Annotated in this window: 22 protein-coding genes; 13 read left to right on the forward strand and 9 right to left on the reverse strand. The window is 59.8% G+C overall.

Translation table 11 applies throughout. The annotated features are described in order from the left end of the window. The first annotated feature begins 13 nt into the window (after window positions 1-13). From Q0721_RS05935 to Q0721_RS05970, 8 genes are all read left to right on the forward strand, one after another. Entirely contained in the window at window positions 14-946 is a 933-nt protein-coding gene (locus Q0721_RS05935) for a squalene/phytoene synthase family protein (RefSeq protein WP_299026836.1), read from the forward strand. Between the two features lie 198 nt (window positions 947-1,144). Next, window positions 1,145-2,410: a diaminopropionate ammonia-lyase gene (locus Q0721_RS05940; RefSeq protein WP_299026839.1), complete on the forward strand. Its 1,266-nt coding sequence runs from the start codon at window positions 1,145-1,147 to the stop codon at window positions 2,408-2,410. Window positions 2,411-2,561: 151 nt separating this feature from the next. Continuing rightward, the gene (locus Q0721_RS05945; protein ID WP_299026842.1) at window positions 2,562-3,122 is read left to right on the forward strand and encodes a 2'-5' RNA ligase family protein; all 561 of its coding nucleotides are present in this window, start codon (window positions 2,562-2,564) and stop codon (window positions 3,120-3,122) included. 34 nt (window positions 3,123-3,156) lie between these two features. After that, a complete protein-coding gene (locus Q0721_RS05950) occupies window positions 3,157-3,987 on the forward strand; it encodes a hypothetical protein (RefSeq protein ID WP_299026845.1) in 831 nt (276 codons plus the stop codon). A gap of 126 nt (window positions 3,988-4,113) precedes the next feature. Then, window positions 4,114-4,509: a YlbF family regulator gene (locus tag Q0721_RS05955; RefSeq protein ID WP_299027124.1), complete on the forward strand. Its 396-nt coding sequence runs from the start codon at window positions 4,114-4,116 to the stop codon at window positions 4,507-4,509. Window positions 4,510-4,535: 26 nt separating this feature from the next. Continuing rightward, window positions 4,536-4,913, forward strand: coding sequence for a YlbF family regulator (locus Q0721_RS05960; protein ID WP_299026848.1), 378 nt, complete (start codon window positions 4,536-4,538; stop codon window positions 4,911-4,913). A 38-nt stretch (window positions 4,914-4,951) separates the two neighbouring features. Further along, window positions 4,952-5,227: a thioredoxin family protein gene (locus tag Q0721_RS05965; protein WP_299026851.1), complete on the forward strand. Its 276-nt coding sequence runs from the start codon at window positions 4,952-4,954 to the stop codon at window positions 5,225-5,227. Between the two features lie 13 nt (window positions 5,228-5,240). Beyond that, window positions 5,241-5,870, forward strand: a complete 630-nt coding sequence (locus Q0721_RS05970) for a hypothetical protein (protein WP_299026854.1) — start codon at window positions 5,241-5,243, stop codon at window positions 5,868-5,870. A gap of 8 nt (window positions 5,871-5,878) precedes the next feature. Here the strand turns inward: Q0721_RS05970 and Q0721_RS05975 are convergent, their stop codons facing one another. From Q0721_RS05975 to Q0721_RS06010, 8 genes are all read right to left on the reverse strand, one after another. Next, on the reverse strand, window positions 5,879-7,150 hold the full coding sequence (locus tag Q0721_RS05975) for a PQQ-dependent sugar dehydrogenase (RefSeq protein ID WP_299026856.1): 1,272 nt from the start codon (window positions 7,148-7,150) through the stop codon (window positions 5,879-5,881). 99 nt (window positions 7,151-7,249) lie between these two features. Then, on the reverse strand, window positions 7,250-8,191 hold the full coding sequence (locus Q0721_RS05980) for an ADP-ribosylglycohydrolase family protein (RefSeq protein WP_299026859.1): 942 nt from the start codon (window positions 8,189-8,191) through the stop codon (window positions 7,250-7,252). Between the two features lie 51 nt (window positions 8,192-8,242). Further along, complete coding sequence (locus Q0721_RS05985; RefSeq protein WP_299026862.1) at window positions 8,243-9,436, reverse strand: glycosyltransferase family 4 protein; 1,194 nt, start codon at window positions 9,434-9,436, stop codon at window positions 8,243-8,245. Then, entirely contained in the window at window positions 9,427-10,581 is a 1,155-nt protein-coding gene (locus tag Q0721_RS05990; RefSeq protein WP_299026865.1) for a glycosyltransferase, read from the reverse strand. The genes Q0721_RS05985 and Q0721_RS05990 overlap by 10 nt, the downstream gene beginning before the upstream one ends. Then, the gene (locus tag Q0721_RS05995; protein WP_299026868.1) at window positions 10,569-13,133 is read right to left on the reverse strand and encodes an SMC family ATPase; all 2,565 of its coding nucleotides are present in this window, start codon (window positions 13,131-13,133) and stop codon (window positions 10,569-10,571) included. Before Q0721_RS05995 ends, Q0721_RS05990 begins: the two co-directional genes overlap by 13 nt. After that, window positions 13,130-14,455, reverse strand: a complete 1,326-nt coding sequence (locus tag Q0721_RS06000; protein WP_299026871.1) for a hemolysin family protein — start codon at window positions 14,453-14,455, stop codon at window positions 13,130-13,132. Before Q0721_RS06000 ends, Q0721_RS05995 begins: the two co-directional genes overlap by 4 nt. Before the next feature lie 32 nt (window positions 14,456-14,487). Further along, window positions 14,488-15,753 (reverse strand): exonuclease SbcCD subunit D, encoded by a 1,266-nt coding sequence (locus Q0721_RS06005; protein WP_299026874.1) that lies wholly within the window; start codon window positions 15,751-15,753, stop codon window positions 14,488-14,490. Between the two features lie 13 nt (window positions 15,754-15,766). Then, complete coding sequence (locus Q0721_RS06010; protein WP_299026877.1) at window positions 15,767-17,095, reverse strand: C39 family peptidase; 1,329 nt, start codon at window positions 17,093-17,095, stop codon at window positions 15,767-15,769. Window positions 17,096-17,255: 160 nt separating this feature from the next. Between Q0721_RS06010 and Q0721_RS06015 the strand changes: the two genes are divergently transcribed. The 5 genes from Q0721_RS06015 to Q0721_RS06035 all read left to right on the forward strand — a co-directional run bounded on the left by Q0721_RS06015 (window position 17,256) and on the right by Q0721_RS06035 (window position 22,422). Continuing rightward, complete coding sequence (locus Q0721_RS06015; RefSeq protein ID WP_299026880.1) at window positions 17,256-18,842, forward strand: aldehyde dehydrogenase family protein; 1,587 nt, start codon at window positions 17,256-17,258, stop codon at window positions 18,840-18,842. Window positions 18,843-18,918: 76 nt separating this feature from the next. After that, window positions 18,919-19,827: a CoA-transferase gene (locus tag Q0721_RS06020; protein WP_299026884.1), complete on the forward strand. Its 909-nt coding sequence runs from the start codon at window positions 18,919-18,921 to the stop codon at window positions 19,825-19,827. A gap of 1 nt (window position 19,828) precedes the next feature. Further along, window positions 19,829-20,590 carry a CoA-transferase gene (locus tag Q0721_RS06025; RefSeq protein WP_299026887.1) on the forward strand — a complete coding sequence of 254 codons (762 nt, stop codon included), beginning with the start codon at window positions 19,829-19,831 and terminating at the stop codon, window positions 20,588-20,590. Window positions 20,591-20,616: 26 nt separating this feature from the next. Next, entirely contained in the window at window positions 20,617-21,639 is a 1,023-nt protein-coding gene (locus Q0721_RS06030; protein WP_299026890.1) for a D-2-hydroxyacid dehydrogenase, read from the forward strand. Window positions 21,640-21,648: 9 nt separating this feature from the next. Continuing rightward, window positions 21,649-22,422 carry an HAD family hydrolase gene (locus Q0721_RS06035; protein ID WP_299026893.1) on the forward strand — a complete coding sequence of 258 codons (774 nt, stop codon included), beginning with the start codon at window positions 21,649-21,651 and terminating at the stop codon, window positions 22,420-22,422. Here the strand turns inward: Q0721_RS06035 and Q0721_RS06040 are convergent. Continuing rightward, on the reverse strand, window positions 22,419-23,510 hold the full coding sequence (locus Q0721_RS06040) for an alanine--glyoxylate aminotransferase family protein (RefSeq protein ID WP_299026896.1): 1,092 nt from the start codon (window positions 23,508-23,510) through the stop codon (window positions 22,419-22,421). The two genes, Q0721_RS06035 and Q0721_RS06040, sit on opposite strands and share 4 nt — an antisense overlap. Window positions 23,511-23,564 lie beyond the last annotated feature (54 nt).

Here is a 23,564-nt window from a genome sequence, read left to right on the forward strand (position 1 = left end):
TTAGGATTGCACCATGAGCCAGCCTCCTCCCTCTCACCCGCCTGCTCCTATGCGCTTGGCTGAAGCGTTTGCACTGACCGAAGCGGTCATCAAATCACACTCGCGGACTTTTCACTTTGCCACCGCGTTGTTGCCGCGCCAAGAGCGGCAGGCCATCCACGCTTTGTACGCCTTCTGCCGAGCCACCGACGACCTAGTGGACTCGCAATGTGCCAGCCTGGATGACCTGGAACGCTGGCGGGCGCAGGTAGCGCTGGAGCCCGAAGAACAACCTAATCCCTTGCTGTTGGCCTGGGGCGTGGTACGCCGCACGTATGGGGTGGACCGACGTTACGAACAGGCGTTGATTGATGGGGTGGCCATGGATCTGGCTTACTGCCAATACCCCTCCTGGGAAGACCTACGGCTGTATTGTTACCGCGTCGCCTCAACGGTGGGCCTTCTGGCCATCCCCATCATCGGTCTCGCGCCGGGTGCCACTTTTGAGCAAGCCGCCCCTTTCGCGATTGAACTAGGAATCGCGTTACAACTAACTAATATCCTACGCGATATAGGAGAAGACGCACGCCGGGGGCGGCTTTACCTACCCCAAGAAGACTTGGTGCGATTTGGCCTCCAGCGCGAGGACATCTTGAATGGCGTGTTGGATGCCCGTTTCGTTGCATTGATGCAGTTTGAGATCGCCCGTGCACGTGATTTATATCGCCGGGCGCTACCCGGAATCCGTCTTTTGCACCCGCGCGCTCGTCCCGCCGTGGGTGCCGCGGCGTTGCTGTATGCCGCCATTCTAGACGAGATCGAGCGAATCGGCTACCAAGTGCACACCCGCCGCGCCCACACCTCCACTTGGCGCAAGATTCGCCTGCTGCCTGCCATCCTCATGCAGATCCAACGTCTCCCCCCAGTGGAAACCGCGCTGCCCTCTGAGTTCACCACCTCTTTTTAATTCACCGCAATATAACGCTCACCCGTGGAAGCATTGGGGAACGGTTGGAATGGCTTTGCCACTCTAGGGCCTCCTATTCCGCCTCGCCGGTAACGGATTACTCAAAAGCTCCACAAAGGCGAATCCTCTCCCTATCCCACAACAGAGTTTGGGGTTATACTTTTAGAAAATTTGTCAGACAATTAAGCGAGGTGGTTTATGGGCACTGAAAAACCAATTGAATGGGTGATCAATGCGCGCGCCCGTGGTGATTTTGATCCACAGGTGGTGCAGGCATTGATTCCGTCCGATGTGCCCTGGCGGGCACGGCGTTTTCATCGCCAATTGCCGGGTTACCGCATGAGCCCGTTGGTGGGACTGCCTAATCTGGCTGCGCGGCTCGGTCTGGGGGGCATTTGGGTCAAGGATGAGTCGCAGCGCCTGAATCTGCGCTCGTTCAAGGTGCTCGGCGGTTCTTACGCGATCTATCAATGGGTACGTCAACGCTTGGGCATTACCGACCGTGAACTCTCTTTCACTGAACTAACCAGCGGCGCTCTGCGCGAGCGCTTGGGGGAGATTACCTTTGCCGCAGCAACCGATGGTAACCATGGACGGGGTGTAGCCTGGTCGGCGGCCCAAATGGGCTTTAAGGCGGTCATCTACGTGCATAAACTAACTTCGCAGCAACGCATTCAGGCGATCGAGCAGACTGGCGCCAAGGTGGTGGTCATTGACGGCACCTACGACGATGCCGTGCACCAGGTCAATGAGGATGCCCAGCGCTATGGCTGGGTCGTCATCTCCGACACTGCCTGGGAAGGCTACGAGGATATTCCTAAGTGGGTTATGCAGGGTTACACCACCATGCTCAGCGAAGCCCAGGAGCAACTGGCTGCGCAGGGATTGAGCAAGCCCACGCATGTTTTCGTCCAGGCTGGCGTAGGCTCTTTAGCAGCGGCAACGTTGGGTTATTACGCCAACCTGTTTGGGGCCGAGCGCCCGCTTTCGGTGGTAGTGGAACCGACCAAAGCTGCTTGCCTTTATCTTTCGGCAAAAATAGGAGATGGTCAGCCGCATAAGTTCGAGGGCGAGTTAGATACGATTATGGCCGGCTTGGCCTGCGGCGAGCCCAATCCGCTGGCTTGGCAAGTGCTGCAGCACATTGCGGATGTCTTCGCCATGTGCCCCGATTACGTGGCCGCCAAGGGCATGCGGGTCTACGGGGTTCCCCTGCGTGGCGACCCAATGATCATCTCCGGCGAATCTGGCGCGGTGACGCTGGGAGCGCTGCTCTTCATCATGGAATACCCCGGTGCACGGGAGTTGCGCGAGTTCCTCGGCCTTGGCCCAGACTCGCAGGTACTACTGATCAACTCCGAAGGCAACACCTCCCCGGATGACTTCCGCTATGTAATGTGGGAAGGCGGCAATCCCGTGCCAGATGAGTATAAGATCTTCCGCAGTAGTGTGCCTGGGGGATAAAGTCCCCACTCACGCTGAAAATCCCCCTACCGCTCACCAATGGTCACGCTTTTCGGCTACAATTGAGATACAATGGGTAAAATTTCAGCCAGCGCTTTGCGGTGGAGAACGCGCAGCAAAAGCGATGAGAGGGCGAGCGGTATGAAGCGGGATGAGCTTCGCGGTTGAACTTTACTTGGACCCGGCTACCGAGGTCATCATCCGCCAGGTGTGGGATCGGCTGGCAGATGCCTGGGTAAGTGCCTCCATGCGTGAGAGTGGCTACCGCCCCCATGTATCGCTAGGCGTTAGTGAAACGCTTGACCTTGAGGGCGCCAGCGCCGCACTCGAGGTGCTAGCCCAACAACAATCGCCTTTTACAATGACGTTTTCGAGCCTGGGCATTTTCCTCAACGCTGAGGCGACGGTCTTTTTAGGGGTCACAGTCACGCCAGCCTTGCTCGCTTTTCATAGTGAGTTTCAGACTCGCTTCCAGCCTTACGCGCGGGGCCTGTGGGGCCACTATCGCGTGGGTGCTTGGGTGCCCCACTGCACGCTGGCTTTCGGCCTGCCTCTGACCCAAGTGCCCGCGGCGGTCGCTATTGCGCAGGAAATGACGCTGCCTATTCAAGCCCAGGCGCTTGCCTTAGGCATCACGGCTGTTTCGCCATCCCATAGTGAACTGTTACGCCTTTTCCCCTTGGGTGGCCGGGCCATCCTCACCGTTCCATAGCCCAGGGAAGTAGATCGAGTATGGGAGGTTAACAATGCGCCAAATATCTCGTCGCGCTACCGGATTAATGCTGGTCAGCACGGCCATTCTGGGCGTATTAATCAGCCTGGTTGGGGTAACAGGGGTGTGGTGGATGCGCCCGCCATTGACCCGTGCGCTGACCTCGAGCGTGGGGCTGGCAATCGGTGCGTTGGAAACCACTTCCCAGGGGTTGACGGTGGTAGCACAGTCCTTAGACCTGGCCGATAATAGTGTTGCCCGCCTGGAAGAGGCCTTTACCACGCTGGTCACCTCTCTGGGGGACACGGTCAAGATGTTGGATGCACTGGTAGCGCTGAGCGGACGCGGTTTGCCCATTACGGTACAGGCCGCTCAAACCTCATTGCGGGCGGCCCAGGTCAGCGCACAGGTGCTAGAAAGCATGCTGGCTGCGGTGACCTCGATCCCTTTCTTCCCCGGCCCACCCTACAAACCGGAGACACCTTTGCACCAAGCCCTGGGAGAAGTGGCCACCAGCCTGGATGGACTGAACGCCTCATTTGCCACCATGGAGACAAGTCTGGAACAGACGGGCAGCAACCTAGGGCGGATTGAGACCGAGATCCAACGTATGCAAGAAGATATTCAGCACATCCGCGAAAGCCTGCAGGACGCGCGGGCTGTGGTTGGGCAATACCAGGAGACAACCGCACGCCTGCTGGAACGCCTGCGATGGCTGGAGGCAAACCTTCCCCGCTTGACCACACTGGCCGCAATTGGCTTTACCATTTTCTTGGTGTGGTTGGGGTTTAACCAAGTCGGGATATTATTGCAGGGGGTCGAGCTCCTGCGCGCCAGCTCCGCTCCCGAGAACCACAAGTTGTAATGCCGAGCCATTCTCAATGTCCCCTACAAAAAGTGACATTCCGCACTGGACAACAAGAGCAGGATCATCTAAAATTGTATTCATTCTTTAGAATAAGAAAGTCCTAGGAGTAAAGGTTCGTTGACCATGGATAAAACCCCTGAAGTGATTCCCGTCAGTGATACCGTGATTCAAGCCCAGGTGCACGCTCTGGCCACATTGATCCAGGAGACAGAGGCGTATCGGGCGTTTATACAGGCTTACCAAGCGGCGGTGAACGATGCTTCGGTACAGCGTCTAGCGGCTCAAATCCGTGAACACAATCGCGCCCTACAATGGGCCGAGGGCGATTTTCTAGCGCACCAACAGGCGCTGGAAACGTTACAAGCAGAAATGAACGCCCTTCCGCTCATGCAGACCTACCGCCAGGCCGAGGCCGAGCTGGTGCGACTGTTTACCGCTGTGGATCAGGAGATTAGTGCAGCGCTGGGGTTGCCGTTCGCCCGCAACGCCCGCCGCAGTGGATGTGCATGTGGCCGCTAAGCGCATCGGAGAGGAGAGACGAGAAAATGTTAAGTCCAGAATTAACCGCTACCGCACGAGCACTTGGGGAAAGCCTACGTCAGCACCCGCTGGTGCAGGCCTATCATGAGGCTGTGGCACGCTATGAAGCCGATCACGAGGCCGTTGATCTCGAACGCCGCCTGTATACCCTTTACGCCGATCTGGTGCGCCGCCAGGAAGAGGGTGAAACCCTCGCGCGCGCCGAGGTGCAATTCTTCAACGATCTCAAACAGCGGGTTTTTCAGCACCCCAGCATCCGAGCGCGCGAAGAAGCCCTAGCCGCACTCAGGCCTTACCTCGCAACCATTGCTGACGAGTTGACCTCACGCTTGGGTGTAGATTACACGGCGGTCGTCCTCGCGGCGGGGGATGAATCGGACTAACATTGCCTTGCCTAAGGAACCACGGAAAGGGTATGCTGATGCTGGATGTGAAAGTCTTAGGACCGGGATGCGCTAAATGTTACGCTCTCGAGCGCGCGGCGCGAGGCGCGTTGGAGCAATTGCTCCAAGAACAGCCTAGTCTAAACGTGCGCTTTGAGCACATCGAAGACCTGTTGGCAATAGAGCAGTATCCGGTGCTGTTCACCCCAGCTCTGGTGGTGAATGAAAAGGTGGTTTGTGCTGGACGGGTGCCGAAACGAGAAGAGATTCTCACCTGGTACCGCCAAGCATTGGGTGTCCCAAGCGGAAACTGAGTACAATAGGGGTGTGCGTCATTTGTTTCTGACCCTACTCTGGGTGCTTTTAGGGGTTGGGTGTACAGTTGCCACCCCCATTTCCCCCCTTGCCAGCCCGACCACCCTTCCGCCAACCCCGACGGCTATACCTTCGCCCACCTCAAGCCCTACCTTGTGGCGACCAGCCCCAACGCGAACACCCCAGTTTGCGCCACCCCCAACTGCCGGCACCTTGGAACGGGGCGATTTAATATCGGTGGTACGTGCTCTGCGCTACGCCCTGGAGGCCAATCACCCTGAGCGGCTGAGTGACCTGATCGGCACCGAAGGAGCGGCGTTCGTACCGTTCGCCGTCGGAGCCCGGCCGCCGGGGTATAACAATAGTGAGGAGGTGGTAGCTGCCGTGACCCCTGCGTTGGCGATCCGTCGCCCCACTTGCCACGGCTACAATCCCCAGTACGGCGAGAGCCCCGCCAAAGCCTTGGTCGTCTTTGAGGATTTGGCGTTGGATTGGGAAGGGCTACACCTCAGCGGGCAAGATGCTGTAGCAAGCGGATTCGTCTTCTACCGTCGCGCCACGGGTTGGGAGCTCACCTTTATCGTCCCTTTGCCGGCGTGGGCGTGGGATGAACTGCAAGCCACCCTGCAACCCTGCCCGTGAGAGGCTGTTCAGGGCACGGGAATGACGCGGTAGACGCGCATGCCTTTATCATCGGAGACATACATGGCGCCCTCGGGCCCAAAGATAACATCGGCCGGGCGGCCATAAGTTGCGGCATCCCCACAGGGCTTGCCGGGTGCTCGGAAGCCAGTCACAAACGGCTCAGCGGCAATGGGTTGCCCAGCTGCGTCCAGCAAGATGCGTTCTACCTTACAATCGCGGATATTGGCTGAAGTGGTGTTCCAGGAGCCATGGTAGGCCACATACAGGCTCTGGCGGTAAGCGGGCGGAAAGAGCGCGCCCTCACCCAGGGTCGTGCCCAGGGGGGCACTGTGGGCGGGGGCGGTGAAGCGTGCTGCAACAGCCTGAGCGCAATCAAGGCCGCTCGGTAACGCCAAGCGTTCATCGCGCACTTCTGGCCCGCTCACCGCTCCCACATCGGGTGTGTAGCAATAAGGCCAGCCGTGCCAGGCCCCACGCTGCACCGGGATGACGATTTCTTCCGGGGGCAGGTCATCACCCAGCCCATCGCTGCCGTTATGGTCAGCCCATAACACGCCGTCAGGCGTCCACAGAAAATCCACGCTGTTACGCAACCCCCACGCCCACAGTGGGTGACGCCGCGAGTCGGGGTCGGTGGCAAAAGGATTGTCGTCGGGGATGGTACCATCCGGGTTAAAGCGCAGGATGGCCGCCCGACGCGGATCCTCTTCCTCGCACACGTTACAACTGGAACCCACACTGACATAGAGTTTTTCATCCGGGCCAAAGTGCAGGGTGCGGCTGGCATGCCCCACGGGTGGTGGAATGTTATCGGTCACCTGTTCGCGCGTTTCCAAACGCCCATCGCCATCCCCATCGCGCAGGCGCTCGATACGATCTCCCTCAGCAACATAAAGCCACCCGGCGTGCCATTCCAGACCATGGGGCAGGTATAACCCGCTGGCAACAATCTCGGTGGCGTCGGCACGCCCATCGCCATTGCGGTCGGGCAAACGGGCGATCTGGCCGCTGTTCATCAGGCTGATGTAAAGCCAGCCATCCGGCCCAAACGCCATGAAGCGCGGGCGGGTGGGAAGACCCTCGGCGAAAATGCGGATGGCAAACCCAGGGGGCACTTGAAGACGTTGCGCCGCCTCGTCTTCAGGTGGTAAAGCCAAGCCCTTGCCAATTAGCGGGAGGTAGAGCGTGGTTCCTCCCCCGCTTTGCGCGGTGACGCTGCCGCTTAGCACCCCCCACCAGACACTCACCAAAATCCCGATCACCCACCACCGTCCCATGCCCTACCTCCACCGCAAACCGTCACCGACCATAAGACGCAAGCCCCGCTGCACGGGGTTACGCGATTTATTATATCCGTTTTATCTTAAAATAAGGGGTTAGGGTTGCGCCTGCAACATGGCCAGGCGGTCGGCCAGGTTAACCAAATCCTGCCACCCCCAATTGTGCCCGCTTTTGAGCGGGTATTCGCCGTGCAAGGCCGTGCGCCATTCCTCGGGGATGGCCTCCACGCCATAGAGGGCACCGGCCAGGGCGCCAGTGACAGCACCGGCGGTATCGGCATCTGCCCCCAAGTTGACCGCCTGGATGAGAGCTTCTTCAAAGGTATGGCTATTGAACAGGCTCCACACCGCTGTTTCCAACGTGTGACGCACCCATCCGGTGTTGCGCAGTTCTTCGCGTCGCCGTCGTGGCGCCAAGCGGATAGCATGCGCCAGCCCCGCCGGCAAGGGGGACGCCTGTACAAAAGCCGTCTCCAGGGCGGCTTCCAGGTTGGCACCGGCAACGAGTCGCGCCAGCAGCGTATTGAGAAACACGCACGCCGCCACACATTCGGCATGGCGGTGGGTGACCCGGCACTGAAGGACACTGGCTTGGCGCAGGGCCTCCAGATCGCGCCAGAAGGCCAGCGCCACCGGCCAAGAGCGCATCAAAGCCCCATTGCCTGCGCTCTCGGGGCGTTCGCGAAAAACGGCTTCGGCAGCTTCTTCCCAGGACTCGCCTGCCGCCAAGCGACTGAGCACCGCCTGCGTGTGCACGCCCACATCAGGGGGCTCACTACAATACCACTCGGCAAAGCGTTGGGCCAGGTCATCCGGATCCAGGTAGCCACGTTCCAGCAAGGTGGCCGCCACGGCTAAGGCCAATTCGGTGTCATCGGTAAAGTGCCCGGCGGGCAGCCGCCCAGGGCGCATGGACCGAATTAGCGCACGCGGATGGGAAGCAAGCCCAAATTCCAATGGCATGCCCAATGCATCACCCACCGCGGCGCCCACAGCGACCCCACGCCAGCGCGATCGTTCACGTCCTTCTTCGCCCATGAAAACCTCTTAATGAGACCCATATAAATAAAGATGGGAACGAGGGTGATTCTAACCGGAATCGCAGAATTGAGGGAAAAATTCTTGCATCTGACGGCGCACTTGATTTACCTCAGCACGCTCGCGAATCAATGCCCGGTTGATCTCAGCGGCGTGCTGGCGCAGGTCTGGCATTTCCAGCGCCAGGACAAGGGCCTCGGCAATGCTTTGCGGGCGGCGCCAATCCACCAGCAGGCCGTTGACCCCCGGCGTCACCCATTCCCGCAGACTCTGCAGATCTCCCAGAACCGGGAAGCAGCCCCACGCCATGGCCTCCAACAGAGTATTCGGGGTTCCATCGTGCGTTGCCAGCGAGATCATCACCGGCGCCCGCGCGAAGAGATCCCACAGTTGACCCTGCGGCAAAGTGGGCAAGAGCACTACCGTCTCATCCAGGCGCAGGCGGCGCACCCACGTTTCGGCCTGGGGTTGGCCAGCCATACCTGGGCACAGGAAACGCACCTCAGGCAAGCGCTCACGCACGAGCGGAATGACCTGGAAAAACACATCGCTTAGCACGTACTGGCGGATGCCACGGGGATTGAGTACCCAGCGTGCTTCGTCACCCTCCAGACGCGTCGCCCAGGGCTCCCCCAGCCGGGTACGCAGGGTCGGCAGGCGCTCCAGATCCAACCCGCCATTGCCCGGCACCACTAGGGACGGCTTGCCTGAATCAAATCCCCACCAGTAGGCCAGATCACGATCCCGGCGACAATCGGTCATGAGCGCCGCCGCCCGGCGCAGGGCACGCCGGGTCAGGCGCGCCATCCAGGGAGAGCCGCGCGCGTGCAGGGTCAGGTCATTGCCCCAAATGGAGAGCACCAGCGGCGCTTCTGGAGGGGCATAAGTAGCCAGCATCCCTTCGTAGGGAATGCGCAGGGCGTGGATGACTTCCGGCTGCAAGCGGTGCACCAGTTGGCGCAGGCGCGGCGCATATACTCCCAACGTTAGTGGGCCTAGCCAGTAGCGTAGCCTTTGCAACGGTTGGCGCAAGTGTTTGCGGAAGGCGGCACGCCCCTGGCCAGTCGGTGAAACCCCGCCGGCGGCGCCAAATGCTACCGGCAGCACCTCAAAGTGCTCTACCTCGGCGGGCGCGGAGCAAGGATAAGTGGACACCAGTGTTAGGCGCCATCCCAATGGACGCAACATCCTCAGCCAAGCGCGGGTGATCGGACTACGGCCATCGGCAATGAGCATCAGGTGCATGGCGTTCCCCTCGCCCCATGGCGGTAAGCCCAGGCTAGGTGGATGGCCCGGGCAAAGGCAGTCACCATGGTCTCTAAGTTAATTTCTTCATTCACAACGCGGAAGGATTCGGCCCCCATCTTCCGTAACCGCTGCGGATCAGCCAGGGCCTCGGCTAGGACAGCGGTTAGCGCCGGCAGATCATCGGAGGGCACACGCCAGCCGTTGGTCGGGCGCACGAGATCTTCCTGGGTGCCATCTCCGGCAGCAACGATCACCGGCAGGGCATGCGCCATGGCCTGCTGCACAGCCAACCCGCCTGTCCCCGGCAGGACAAAGAGATCGGCCTGCTCAAAGATCGGGCGGAGGGTCTCACCCTGTCGCGCCCCCAAAAACTCGGTCCGTGGGTACACTTCTCGAGCCAATGCCTCCAGCGCGGGGCGTGCCGGTCCCTCGCCCACGATGAGCAAGCGCGGCTGAAGCCGAGGCGGTAAGTCAGCACACGCCCGTATGAGCACATCCACTCGTTTGCGCGCCTGTAGACGTCCGACAAAGAGTACTGTCGGACGCCCATCGCGGTACTCGAGGGGGCGCGTCGGCGGCGAACCGGCCGGCCGTGGGGTGGCGGCATTAGGCGCCACAACGATGCGCGTCGGGTCAAACCCTAAAGCAGCATATTCCGCAGCACCGCGCCGACTGTAGGCAATCAGAGCGTCAAACTGCGCCAGGAAGCGCCGCCGCCAGGCACGGCGCATGTTGACCAATAAGGGTAACGCCTGGCCTTGAGGGGCGCCCAGCCCCCAGCCAATCACCACCCCACCCCGATGCCTCATCCAGCGTATCGCCATGGGGGTGCTCAAGTAACGCGGATTGGCCTCGACGATCAGGACCTGGGGTTGCCAGTCTTCTAACCAGGCGCGCAACCCGCGCTGCCAACAGAGATACAGCGGACCGCTGAAAAGATGAACATTGCGTGCGGAAAAGAGGGTCACCCCCTCGACCTGGCGGGCGCTCTCGATGGCTTCCTGGGGGCGGGGCTGCCCGGCAAACAGGCCTAACCCACCACCACAAACCCGCGCCAAGGTAGCGAAGAACGGCGCGCGATAGGTGGGAAGCACACGTTGCTGCACACCAACCCGCCAAGGAAGGCGATTTATGTCATCCATAATCGAATCTGTGATCCGCTTGGGGTTTTCTCGACCTCCAGACGCGCGGGGAAAGCATCTTTAAGTTCATCCAGATGGGTGATCACCAGGATTTTGGCAAAATCATTGCGTACAAGGGAGAGAGCTTCAACCAAGCGCTGACGGCCTTCTGCATCCTGGCTACCAAACCCCTCATCAATGACCAGCGTCTGCAAACGCGCCCCCGCCCGCATGGCCAGCACCCGCGCCAGTGCCAGGCGGATGGCAAAGTTAATGCGAAATGCCTCGCCCCCCGAGAACATCTCATAGGGCCGCGTCCCCGTCCCGTCCCGGATGATGATATCCAGGGTCTCTTTCTTCTCGCCCACCTTGGTCTTATACTCCGCCTGCGTCTCGAAGGAGACCGACATTGTGCCATTGCTGAGGCGATCGAGCAATTCATTGGCCTGGGCTTCGATCTCCGGCAGTGCCTGCTCGATGAGCAAAGCCGGTACGCCGTCCTTGCTAAACGCACGTTCAAGGGTCTTCAAACGGGCAATCATACGCCTGACCTCATCGCGGCGCACCCGTAGATCATCCAGCCGTTTTTTGAGTTGAGAAAGCACCTGAACTTTCTGCCGGGCAGCTCCCACCTCATCCCGCAGTTGATTCTCACGCAGCTTGAGGTCGCGCACTTCGCGCTCCAATGCATCCAGGTCGGGTAACTCGGCAGCGTCGCGCCGATAACGGGCTTCGGCTTCACGATATTGGGTTTCCAAGGCGGCTACCTCGCGTTCGCGCTCCTCGCGTTGCGCGTCCAGGTTGGCGATCTCGCGTTCCAGGCTGCTGACCTCAGCGCGCGCTTTTTCCAGGTTGCGCAATACCTCTTCGCTGGCCCGCAGAGCCTGTTCGCGCTGACGGGCGGCTTCATGCTCTGCCGGGTCATACCCCAACTCACGGCACTGGGCATCCAGAGCAGCCAGCGCCTCGCGCGCTTCAATGGCAAAACGCCCTTCCTTCAAAGCAAGGGCTACCTCGGTCAAACGCGGCGCCGCAGTGGTCTGCCAGTCCTGGATCTGGCGACGCACCAAGTCCAAACGTTCTTCTTCTTGGGCAACTTGTGCGGTGACGGCTTTAACCCGTTGTTCGACCTGATCTAACTCACGTATTTGCACATCCAGCGCCTGTATCTCCCCGCTCAGGACCTGAAGGCGGGATTTGTTGGCGCGGAAACGGTCTCCCATGGCTTTACCCTCCTGTTGGAGGTTCTGGATCAGGCGCTGGCGCTCGGCGGGGGATAGAGGCTGGCCACACAAGGGACAGGTGGCCCCGCTCACTGCTTGTAAGGTCTCAATGCGTACTTTGATCTCATTCATCTGCACGGTGAGCAGTTTGTTCTCGGCTTCAAGTTCGGCTTTTTCCTGGGTGTAAGCCTCTTTTTGGCGTTGCAGTGCTCCGCGCTGTGCCAAGTGCGCTTCCAGCGCATCCAGCTTCTGACGCTGGGCCGCCAAATTGGCTTCCAAAGTTGGGAGCAAAACTTGCAGGCGGCGAATCTCGCGCTCCTGCTGTTCTAGGGTTTGATATTCACTTTCCAGACGCGTTTGCTCGATAGCGATGGCCTGGCGCAAGGCCTGGCGCTGGGCTTCTAAATGGTGAAAGCGCGCGGCCAGGTTTTCCCAAGTTTCCAGGTCTTGGCGCGCCACCTGCCACGCTGCGTAAGCAGCTTCAATTTCTGCCGCTTGGGTTAAGAGACCTTGCGCCGCTTCCCACTGGGCTTTGCGTTCGGCCACCAGCGCCAAGTGGTTCTCCAGCGCCTGGCGAGCCTTTTGCCATTGTTCACGGAGCGTTTCAACCATACGTTGCTGCTCGGCTAGCGCGGCAGCCACCTTTTGCGCCGAAACCAGTACTTCCTCACGGGCACGGCGCAGGGCTTCGGCCTGCTGGAGTTGGGCTTCTAGGGCCGCCAGGGCAGCTTTGCGTTCTTTCTCTTCGGCTAATTCACGTTCGATCTCCTGAATCTGCCCCTCGATTTGTGCTCCTTCCTGCTCCGCTTCTCGCCGGCGGGCAGCAGCGGCTTCTTTAAACTCATCCCACACATCCAGCCCCAGAATGCTCATCAGAATCGCTTTGCGTTCACCGGGACTTTTGACCGTGAATTGATCCGCCTTTCCCTGGAGGAAGAAGGAGGCATTGACAAACGCCTCATAATCCATGCGCAAGAGGCGCTGAATCCGTGCCTCGGTGTCCTTGATCTTGCTTTCAGTGAGCGGCCGCCAGGTACCATCCTCAGCGCGGACAAAGAACTCCAGCAGGGTGGACTTACCGCGTAGGCGCGCACGCTGAACACGGTAAAGGTGCTCCTCGTACTGAAAATCCAGCACCACTTCGGCGCGGTCTAACTGATCGTGGATCACATCGTCTTGACTTTTGGCGCGGGCTACACCAAACAGCGCCCAGGTGATGGCATCCAACAGCGAGGACTTGCCGGCCCCATTATGCCCGCTAATACAGGCCATATCGAACAAGGTGAAATCCACTTCCTGAGGCTGGCGATATGATAAAAACCCCTGCAAACGTAGACGCACCGGGATCATACTTCCCCCTGCACGGAAGGTGAAATACGCGAGACCAGCACCTTATCAATGCGTCGTCCATCCATGTCCACCACCTCAAAACGCAGGCCGTCCCACTCCAACACCTGCCCGACAACCGGAATGACCCCCAACTGACTCAGGATAAACCCTGCCAGGGTCTGGTAACCCACCCGCTCCTCGTCGGGGAGGGTTTCCAGATCCAGAAGTTCCTTAAACTCATCAATGGGCAGTAGCCCATCCATCAGCCAGGAACCATCTTCGCGCTGCACCCACAGAGGCTCTCCGCTCTCATCCGCCTCCCCCAGTTCACCGACAATGGCCTTAAACAGATCATAATGGGTTACCATGCCCAGCACGCCGCCATATTCGTCAATCACCAGGGCAATGGAAACCCCGGCGCTCTTAAGGGCTTCAAGGACCTTCAGCACGCTCATGCTGTCGGGAACAAAGAGCGGGGGTTGAATCCAGGGGGAAAGGTTGAAGTCTCCGCCGCGCAACGATTGGGCCAGCACATCTCGCGCTGAGATCACCCCTAGCACACTATCCAAGTCACCCTGTGCCACTGGAAAGCGAGTGTGACGGCTACGGAGCACTTGTTCGAGAATCTCCTGGGGGCTTTCCTCTAGGTCAATCCACTCGATCTCGGTGCGTGGGGTCATAATGGCATCTACGGTGCGATCCCCTAGCCGAAACACGCCTTCCACCATACGTTGCTCGCTGCTCTCAAAAATGCCCTCCTGGGTGCCCTGTTCAATCAGCCCGCGAATATCCTCCTCAGTGAATTCCGGCTCTTTCGAAGGGTGCACTCCCAACAGACGCAATCCCACCTCGGTAGAAGCGCTCAACAGGCTGACTACGGGTGCGGTGAGTCGTGAGAGCGCCAGCATGGGCCGGGAGACCACCGTGGCGATCTGCTCCGGGTAGTAGAGGGCCAGGCGCTTGGGGATGAGTTCTCCCAGCACCAGCGAGAAGTAGGTAGTTGCCAGCACCACCAGGGCTAACGCGAGGGCCTGGCTGTAGGGTGCCAGCGCCGGCCACTGTGTCAGCCAGCGCGCCAAATCGCCGGACAGGGTGGCCCCACCCAGCGCACCCGCCAAGATACCGATCAGCGTGATCCCTACCTGAATGGTGGAGAGAAAGCGATTGGGCGATTCGGTCAGTTCCAAGGCGGTTTGCGCCCCTCTCTCCCCTTCTTCGGCTTGCTGTTGCAAACGCACCTTGCGCACGGAAACCAGAGCCATCTCCGACATCGCAAAGAAGCCATTCAGAAGGATCAGCAGAAAAATGACGAGAACTTCCAAAATACGGTTACTATCATCCATTGCGCTTGACAATATCTAAAAATGGGCTCCTGCTAAATCAATTCGCCTTCCGCCTGGGCCAGCACCTGCCGCGCCAGATCTTGCAGGGCTTGAATTTCATCCGGCGGGAGTGAAAGCGACTTCCAATACACCTCCAGCAGTTCGAGCGGCGTGCGTTGCGCGATGGTTGCATCCCCGGCTAGGCGCAGGCGCATCTCTGCGCGTGGGCGACGTACCAAATGCACTTCCAGGGCGGGTTCTAGCCACTTGCGCAGCGCTGCCTCGTCAATCAGTGCCTCCCAGGCGCGCGGGTATTCCAGCACCAGGCGCACAATGGCCCCCTCGAGGGCCTGAGGTGCAGGCAAGTGCCGGCGAATGGTCTCCATCACTACGCTGGGCAGGGGCTTCTCACCCCCCTCTCTTTCCAGTTCACTTAGGTCCACTCTTTTATCCACAATTGGACGCCCCGGTAACGGGCGCCAAGTGTAACGGGTGGCTCCACGCTCCACCTCCACCAGCACAAAACCCTTTTCATCCGCGGCCTCCCCAAAATCCACGCGTTCAATCGAACCCGCGTACACTACCGCCGGATAGCCCCCCGGATTCAGATCCTGATGCTTGTGGATGTGCCCCAAGGCCACGTAATCCACCTTGGGATGCAACAACAACCCACGCGGGATAACAAAATCGTGCCCCAGCATGATCAGCCGCTCGCCTCCGTAAACCGCCCCCTCCACCGAAGCATGCGCGGTTAGGATGAGAGGCAAGGTGGGATCCGCCCGTTCGAGCAACTGCTCTACCACCGAGATCAGCACCTCCTGCAAACGCTCGTAGATCCGTTCTGGCTGGCTACCGCTCAATTCCTCCAGGCCCATCAGCGTGGAGCGGGAAATCCAGGGGATGGCCAGCACCTGCAACGGCAAGCCCCACACATCGGCAGGCCCGAGCAAAGCCAAGCGCCCCAGCACGCGTACGTTGGGCACTTCGAGCGTCTCAAATTCTTGGAGGGTATGTGCACGTCCCAGCGCCGGCGAGATATCGTGGTTGCCCACTAGCAACAGCGTGGGAATGCCGGCCCGTGAAAGGCGCATCATCCGCTTGCCCCACTCGCGCTGGAACGTGGGAACCGGCGTTCGATCTTTATAAGCATCGCCAGCAAACAACACCAGGTCTACCTGTTCACGAATGGCGGTCTCGACAATAGTATCCAGGGATCCCAGAAAATCCAGCACGCGGATTGGCAAGCCCGTTTGTGGGTCTTGACGCCCTCGATTGGCGATATCAATATGAGCATCGGCAAAGTGCAGGATGCGCAGCATAATCTCCCTTTCCTCAGGGTTGAAGATGCATGGCTTGGGCCATTTCCACAGCTGGGATGAAGCCGGGGTGATATTCCAGGGCCGTGCGCACGTCTTCGGCCGCCCCTGCTGTATCCCCCAACGCCAGACGCGCCCGTGCCCGCCAGATAAACGATTCCTCGATATACGGCTGATCTGCCGCACCGATGGTGGTGTCCGCCAGTCGGATGACATCCCAGTAACGCCCAGTATAATAGTAGGCAAAGTAAGGGCCGGTCTGGTACCACATGATGCGCCAAGGACGTTTATCCTCTGGCAGATTGGCCATCAGGGTGAAGGCCTGATCGTAGGCATGCGCCGCGCCGGCATAGTCCTGTAAGTTGACCAGGCTGGTGCCATAATTGAAAAGCGCAAAAAACTGCTCCAGACCGCTCAGGGCGCTGGCCTCATAGGAGGCAACCTGCATGGCCCGGCGGTAGGACTCCGTCACATCGGCGTAAGGACCTAAAACTGCCAGCACCTCGGCCTCTCGCTCCGGCGGGTAAACCACCAGAAACACGTAATTGAAGGAGCGCCATTGCCAGAGCAAGTCATCATACGTAACCAGATAATCGGGCGAGAAGTAGGCATCTTGGGTGATGAAACGCTGGGTAGCATCCTGATACCCGCTGACCACGGTGTAGTGTCCCATCCAGCCCAGCCGACCGTTGTAATCGCGCAAATAGACTCCCTTTTCGATCATCACAGGGAAACCGGCTGCCACCAAACCCTTGAGTAGATCTAGTGTGCCTCCCGCCCGCACCAAAGCGCGCAGGCCGGTATATTTCTCAACATAGTCGGCCAGTTCATACGGCATGACGTTTTTATCTTTTTCAAACGGCTTGACCACCCGGCCGATGTCAGTGCGATCACCTTGCCAGCCCCAATAGGAAAGCGCTATCGCCAGGGTCGCCGGGGCACAGTAATTCCACAGCCCATGCTGATCGTAATAGCGCCCACCACTGATATACGCTTCCGGCGGCAGGGGAGTAGGGGTTGGCGTGGGCAGAACGGTGGGGGTGGCGGTGGGGTGGGAATTGACTGCCTCATCAATAGGATGTGACGGGGTTGCCGTGGGCGGCAGAGCAGTGGGACTGGAAACTAAAGGCATGGTGGGCAACGTGGATTCGGGTACGAACACGGCTTCTTGCGGGGGTTTGAGAGCATAGCGCACCTGCACCCGCCAGGCTTCCAAGTGCCACACCACCCGCTCACGTACGCCCGGGACCATCCATACTGTCCCCAGTCCCACACCACCTATCAGCAGAACCAGCCCTAAAAAGCGCCAGAATCTTGACACATTTTTGATTATAACACCGCTCATCCACCCCTCCCGAAGACCGGCTAATCAGGATAAACGTCCTGCCAACTGCCTGACACCCTGGCTTTGACTTGCCTACCCGCCCTGACTATACTTAATACTGCCTGAGCGGTTCAGGCACACCCCAAATTTTCCCTGTCTCACAAAAGGAGGGCGTTAGTTTATGACCGCCGAAAGCACCTTTAAGTTGACCTATGCCACGATGTTCAATCCCCCTGAAGAACTGCACACCCGCTTCGAAGATGCTCTGGCACGCGTCAAGGCCAAACTGGGGCAAGAACACGGCATGATCATTGACGGCAAAGAGGTTTTTGCCGCCAAGAAATTCGAAGACCGTAACCCCGCCAATACCGATATGGTGCTGGGAGTCTTTCAACAAGGCACGGCGGACGATGCACGGGCCGCGTTAGCGGCGGCCCGCCGCGCTTTCCCGGTTTGGAGCCGCATGGCGTGGCAAGATCGCGTCGCCCTGATTCGCAAGGCCGCCGATCTGATTGACCAGCGCATCTATGAGATCGCCGCCGTCGTCTCGCTGGAAGTAGGCAAGAACCGCATGGAAGCCCTCGGCGACGTGGCTGAGACAGCGGATCTTTTCCGCTATGCCTGTGATCGCATGGAAGCCAATAACGGCTTTATCGTCGAGATGGGACGTGACCCCCTGGTCGGGTTCGAGGCGCGCAACCTTTCAGTGCTGCGCCCCTATGGCGTGTGGCTGGTCATCAGTCCCTTTAACTTCCCCTGCGCGTTGACCGGTGGGCCTGCCGCGGCGGCACTGGTCACCGGCAACACCGTGGTGATGAAGCCCGCCAGTGATACCCCATGGAGCGTGCGCCTGATCGCCGAGTGCTTGCGCGATGCCGGCCTGCCCGATGGGGTGATCAACTACGTCACCGGCCCCGGTAGCACGCTCGGCCAGGCTCTAATCGACAGCCCCGAGGTGGATGGCATTACCTTCACTGGCTCATACGACGTGGGTATGCACATCTACCGTTCATTTGCCCAGGGGCGCTGGCCACGCCCGACCATCCTCGAAATGGGCGGCAAGAACCCGGCCATCGTCAGCCGCCACGCCAACCTGGAAGATGCAGCAGCGGGGATTGTGCGCTCAGCCTTTGGGTTGCAGGGACAGAAATGCTCGGCCTGCTCGCGCATCTACATCGAGGCCCCGGTGTATGATCAGTTAGTCAATCGCCTAGTGGAACTGACCAACAAGTTAAGCATCGGTGACCCGACCGAGCGCAAAAACTTCCTTGGCCCGGTGATTAACCGCAAATCCTACGCTGATTACCAGGCCTTCTGCGAGGAACTGAGCCAGGTCGGCACCATTCTGACCGGCGGCAAGGTGCTCACCGAGGGTGAATATGCCAAAGGTTACTTCTGCGCCCCCACCCTGGTGGCAGATGTGCCGCTGGATCACCGCCTGTGGAAATACGAGATGTTCCTACCCATCAGCACCATCGCGAAGGTCGAATCGCTGGAAGAGGCCATGCGTCTGGCTAATGACGTGGATTACGGCCTCACCGCCGGTTTTTACGGCACGGAAGAAGAGGCCCAATGGTTCTTTGAGCACATCGAAGCGGGCGTGGTGTACGCCAACCGCCCGCAGGGCGCGACCACCGGCGCCTGGCCCGGCTTCCAGCCCTTCGGCGGGTGGAAGGGTTCTGGCTCTACCGGTAAGAACGCCGGCGGTGTGCACTATCTGCAACTCTACATGCACGAGCAATCGCGCACACTCATCCGCCGGCTCTAAGCTAAGATCACGTGGGGGCTGTCTGCGGTGACAGCCCCCACCCCAACCTGCAGAAAGGACGTCCGGTCAATTGGTCATGTCCCCCGACAAACGCTGTTCCCTCGCTGAAGCCATTGCCGAATTTGTACATGATGGCGATTGCGTCTATGCCGCTGGCTTTACCCACTTGATTCCCTTTGCCGCCGCCCACGAGATAATCCGTCAGGAGCGACGCAATCTTGTCTTGGCCCGCGCCACTCCCGACCTGATTTATGAACAGATGATTGCCGCCGGCTGCGCGCGCAAACTTATCTTTTCTTACATGGGCAACCCCGGCATCGGTTCACTGCGCATCGTGCGCGCCGAGATCGAAGCCGGGCGACTGGAATGGGAGGAGTACTCCCACTTTGGCATGATCTCGCGCTTGCAAGCCGGCGCCGCCGGGCTGCCGTTTATGCCCATGAACCCCACCGCGGCGGGCGACTTAGAACGGGTCAATCCTAATTATCGCCGTCTGCAAGACCCTTACACCGGGCGCGAGGTGGTCGTGGTGCCTCCCCTCAACCCGGATGTGGCCATTATTCACGTTCAGCGCGCTGACCGTCGCGGCAACGCCCACATTTGGGGCATCATTGGGGAGCAGAAAGAAGCCGCTTTTGCCGCCCGCCACGTCATCCTCACTGCCGAGGAGATTGTGGAAGAGGAAGTCATTCGCTCCGACCCCAACCGCACGCTAATCCCCGAATTTGTCGTGGACGCGGTATGTCACGTGCCCTACTGCGCCCATCCCTCCTACACCCAGGGTTACTACGACCGCGATAACGCCTTCTACTTGGCTTGGGACAAACTGAGCGAGTCGCGCGAAGCCGTGCAAGCCTGGCTGGAGGAATGGGTCTTTGGGGTCAAGGATCGCTGGGAATATTGGCACAAATTGGGTGAAGAGACCCATCACCGCTTGGCCGTGAAACCGCGTTGGTCGGCGCCGATTAACTACGGAGACTACTGAGATGAATACCTACACCGCCGCGGAATTGATGACAATCAATGCTGCGCGCCTCTTGCGCGACCATGATGTAGTTTTCGTAGGGGTGGGGCTGCCCAACCTGGCCTGCAACCTGGCTCAGCGCACCCACGCACCCAATCTGGTGTTAGTGTATGAAGCCGGGGTTATTGGTGCCCGCCCCTCGCGCCTGCCGCTCTCAATTGGGGATCCCACCTTGGTCAGTGGCGCCGCTTCGGTGTGCAGTATGTACGACATCTTCAGCCTCTACTTGCAACGCGGTTTGATTGACGTGGGCTTTCTTGGGGGAGCACAGATTGATCGTTTTGGCAATATCAACGCCACCGTCATCGGGGATTATTTTCACCCCAAGGTGCGCTTGCCCGGCTCGGGAGGCTCGATGGAGATCGCTGCCTGGGCCAACCGTTGTTACATTATCACCCCTCATCAGAAGCGTCGCTTCCCAGAACGGGTGGATTTCTGCACCTCGGCCGGTTTTCTGAATGGACGCGCCGAACGCCTCGCCAGCGGTGTGCGCGGCAGCGGTCCTCAGGCTGTGGTAACCGACCTGGGCATCCTGGAGCCGGATGAGAACGGTGAACTGATCCTGACCGCCCTCCACCCCGGCGTGACGGTAGAGCAGGTCCGGGCCAATACCGGGTGGCCGCTCCGGGTGGCAGCCAACCTGCGCACCACTGACCCTCCTACCGCCGCAGAATTGCGCATCCTGCGTGAGGAACTGGATCCTCAGGGGATTTACATCCGCTGATCCCAGTCGAAATCTGGAGGATCTGCATGGCAACAACCCCCATTCATGTGCTCATCACGGTAGCCTTCCCCGAACCTCTGGTGACGATTCTGCGTGAGATCTCGCCGCGCCTACGCCTGAGCGTGCACCCGGCGCGTCACCCAGATGAGATTCCTCCCGAGGTGTGGGCCCAAGCGGAGATCCTCTACACCGACTCTGTCCTGCCCAGACCCGAGCAGGCTCCCCGCCTGCGTTGGGTCCAGATTCACTACGCCGGCATTGACCACCTCCTCAACGCCCCACTTCTGCAAAACCCTGCGGTGCAAATCACCACACTGAGCGGTGCCGCCGCTTCTCAGGTAGCCGAACACGCCCTGCTGATGATGCTGGCCCTGGGGCATCACCTGCCAGAGGTGTTTAACCTGCAGCACCGCGCCGAATGGCCCGGTGACCGTTGGGAGCGCCTGGCACCGTTGGAATTGCGCGAGAGCACCGTGGGCATTGTCGGTTATGGCAGTGTGGGGCGCGAGATCGCCCGTTTGCTACGCCCGTTTGGTGTGACCCTGCTGGCAACTAAGCGCGACGTGATGCACCCGGAGGACGAAGGCTACACTCGACCGGGCTTAGGTGACCCCACCGGTGACCTTTTCACTCGCCTCTACCCCATCCAAGCCTTGTCGTCCATGCTGCGCGGCTGCGACTTTGTGGTGATCTGCCTGCCGCTCACGCCAGCCACGCGCGGAATCATCAACGCTGAGGCCCTGGCGGCCATGAAGCGCACCGCCTATCTGATAGATGTCAGCCGGGGCGGCGTGGTAGATAGCGCCGCCCTGCTCCAGGCCTTGCAAGAACGGCGCATCGCAGGCGCCGCACTAGATGTCTTTCCAGAAGAACCGCTACCCGCCGAGAGCCCTTTCTGGAAACTGCCCAACGTGATTATCACCCCTCACATCGCCGGAGTCAGCCGCCACTACATGCAGCGAGCCGTGGAATTGTTTGCCGAGAACCTGCGCCGCTACCTAAGCGGTGGCGTGTTGCTCAACCGCTATCAGGGACAATGGGGTTACTAGGGTACAACCTTGGTCAAGACAGCAGGAGACATTAAGGTCATCTTCTTCGATCTGGGGCACACACTCATCTTCTTTGAGGGCGACCTGAACGAAGCGCTGGCCGAGGGCACGCGGGCCATGTTGGAGACCCTCCATGCGCGCGGCTACGCCCTGGATGCGGCTGCCCTAGCCCCTCTCTTCTTACACCGGCTGCAAGAGTACTACTTCCGGCGCGACCAGAGCCTGATTGAGACTCCTACCACCACCCTCCTGCGCGAATTTCTGCGCACCTACGGCTACCCCGAACCTGCACCCGCAGACCTGACGGAGGCGCTGACAGCGTTTTATGCTCCCACAGAGGCGCGCTGGCAACCCGAGGCAGAGGCTCAACCCACTCTGGAGGCCCTGCATCAACACGGTTACCGCATGGGGCTGATCTCCAACGCTGGTGACGCTGCCGATGTCCACCGCCTTGTAGATAAGGCCAGGCTACGGCCTTATCTGGAACATATCATCATCTCGGCGGAGGTGGGCTGGCGCAAGCCCCACCCGGCCATCTTCACCCATGCCCTACATGGTTTTGGGGTCCGGGCTTCTCAAGCGGTCATGGTGGGTGACCTGCTTTGGGCAGATGTGTGGGGTGCGCAGCGGGTTGGAATGCGGGGCATCTGGCTCACCCGCCACGCCGGCTCAACGGTCCCCACCACCCTGCCTGAACCTGTCCAGCCCGATGCCGCCCTGGAACGCCTGAGTGAGCTACCCATACTGTTGGAGCACTGGCAGAAGAACAGCCCGCCTTCCTAAAGGGCGCGCACCACATGCTCAATGACATCTAGCGCCTGGGTAACCAAAGCCATGTCCGCCTGGCTGCCCATGTGCCCCAGCCGGAAAACCTTGCCCGCCAGTGGCCCATAAGAACCGCCCACCACCAGCCCATGCTGACGGAAGCGCGTGTCTAGCTCCGACCAAGAGATACCCTCAGGAACGTACACCGCTGTCACGGTTGGAGAAGGCACAGCATCCGGGCGCGGTAGCAAGCGCAACCCCATAGCTCGCAAGCGTTGGCGGCAGTAAGCCGCTACCTGCTCGTGGCGGGCAAATACGTTGGTCAACCCTTCTTGCAAGAGAAGATCCGACGCGACCTTAAGGGTCGCCACGCCGTGCCAGTTGGGCGTGTAGGGGAACTCAAAACGCGCCTGAGCATGACGGAAGGGCTTCAGTGCATCGTAACCTACATAATCCACCTGCTCAATGACCTCCCACGCGGTTTCGCTCACGGCCACAAAAGCCATCATTGGCGGTGCGGAGAGCACCTTCTGCGAGCCACCCAGTGCCAAGTCAATACCCCAGGCATCCACCTCAACTGGTGTCCCCCCAATGCTGGAGACCGCATCCACGTAAAACAGCGGCACACCGTATTTGGCCTTCAAGCGTCCTACCTCTGCCAGGGGATTGAGCGTGCCCGAAGGGGTCTCGCAGTGCACGGCAGTGATCATCTTGGGTTTGAATTCAAGGATGGCCGCCTCGATCTCTTCCCAGTTGCTCAGAGTCGCATCGTAAGGCAAGCCGAGGATCTTGACCTCAGCACCGAGGGCTTGCGCCATCTCGGCAATACCATAGCCAAAGACGCCGGTAGCCAACGCCAACACCCGCTCCCCCGGACGCAAGGTGCTTTTGAGCGCCCCCCACAGCGCCAGCATCCCCTCGCCGGTCTGGATGACAATCCGATTGCGAGTAGCACATAACTGCTGTAGGTTCGCCTCAGTCTGGTTGTACAAGTCAAGAAACTCGCGTTCCAGATCGCCCGAGCCGTAATCCACTTGCAGCGCAGCCAAAACCTCAGGCGGCACCCGTACCGGGCCCGGTACCATGGGGATGGGATATGTTTCCATCGCAGCCTCCCGGGTTGTTAATTACCAAAGATAATCATTATAGCAGGATCGGGT

Origin of the sequence: uncultured Thermanaerothrix sp., from assembly GCF_938028735.1 — a bacterium.
Lineage (GTDB): Bacteria > Chloroflexota > Anaerolineae > Anaerolineales > Anaerolineaceae > Thermanaerothrix.

Coding starts and splice junctions, on each gene's coding strand:
- Q0721_RS05935 (WP_299026836.1), top strand. CDS start 14: ATGAGCCAGCCTCCTCCCTCTCACCCGCCTGCTCCTATGCGCTTGGCT.
- Q0721_RS05940 (WP_299026839.1), top strand. CDS start 1,145: ATGGGCACTGAAAAACCAATTGAATGGGTGATCAATGCGCGCGCCCGT.
- Q0721_RS05945 (WP_299026842.1), top strand. CDS start 2,562: ATGAGCTTCGCGGTTGAACTTTACTTGGACCCGGCTACCGAGGTCATC.
- Q0721_RS05950 (WP_299026845.1), top strand. CDS start 3,157: ATGCGCCAAATATCTCGTCGCGCTACCGGATTAATGCTGGTCAGCACG.
- Q0721_RS05955 (WP_299027124.1), top strand. CDS start 4,114: ATGGATAAAACCCCTGAAGTGATTCCCGTCAGTGATACCGTGATTCAA.
- Q0721_RS05960 (WP_299026848.1), top strand. CDS start 4,536: ATGTTAAGTCCAGAATTAACCGCTACCGCACGAGCACTTGGGGAAAGC.
- Q0721_RS05965 (WP_299026851.1), top strand. CDS start 4,952: ATGCTGGATGTGAAAGTCTTAGGACCGGGATGCGCTAAATGTTACGCT.
- Q0721_RS05975 (WP_299026856.1), bottom strand. CDS start 7,150: ATGGGACGGTGGTGGGTGATCGGGATTTTGGTGAGTGTCTGGTGGGGG.
- Q0721_RS05980 (WP_299026859.1), bottom strand. CDS start 8,191: ATGGGCGAAGAAGGACGTGAACGATCGCGCTGGCGTGGGGTCGCTGTG.
- Q0721_RS05985 (WP_299026862.1), bottom strand. CDS start 9,436: ATGCACCTGATGCTCATTGCCGATGGCCGTAGTCCGATCACCCGCGCT.
- Q0721_RS05990 (WP_299026865.1), bottom strand. CDS start 10,581: ATGGATGACATAAATCGCCTTCCTTGGCGGGTTGGTGTGCAGCAACGT.
- Q0721_RS05995 (WP_299026868.1), bottom strand. CDS start 13,133: ATGATCCCGGTGCGTCTACGTTTGCAGGGGTTTTTATCATATCGCCAG.
- Q0721_RS06000 (WP_299026871.1), bottom strand. CDS start 14,455: ATGGATGATAGTAACCGTATTTTGGAAGTTCTCGTCATTTTTCTGCTG.
- Q0721_RS06005 (WP_299026874.1), bottom strand. CDS start 15,753: ATGCTGCGCATCCTGCACTTTGCCGATGCTCATATTGATATCGCCAAT.
- Q0721_RS06010 (WP_299026877.1), bottom strand. CDS start 17,095: ATGAGCGGTGTTATAATCAAAAATGTGTCAAGATTCTGGCGCTTTTTA.
- Q0721_RS06015 (WP_299026880.1), top strand. CDS start 17,256: ATGACCGCCGAAAGCACCTTTAAGTTGACCTATGCCACGATGTTCAAT.
- Q0721_RS06020 (WP_299026884.1), top strand. CDS start 18,919: ATGTCCCCCGACAAACGCTGTTCCCTCGCTGAAGCCATTGCCGAATTT.
- Q0721_RS06025 (WP_299026887.1), top strand. CDS start 19,829: ATGAATACCTACACCGCCGCGGAATTGATGACAATCAATGCTGCGCGC.
- Q0721_RS06030 (WP_299026890.1), top strand. CDS start 20,617: ATGGCAACAACCCCCATTCATGTGCTCATCACGGTAGCCTTCCCCGAA.
- Q0721_RS06040 (WP_299026896.1), bottom strand. CDS start 23,510: ATGGAAACATATCCCATCCCCATGGTACCGGGCCCGGTACGGGTGCCG.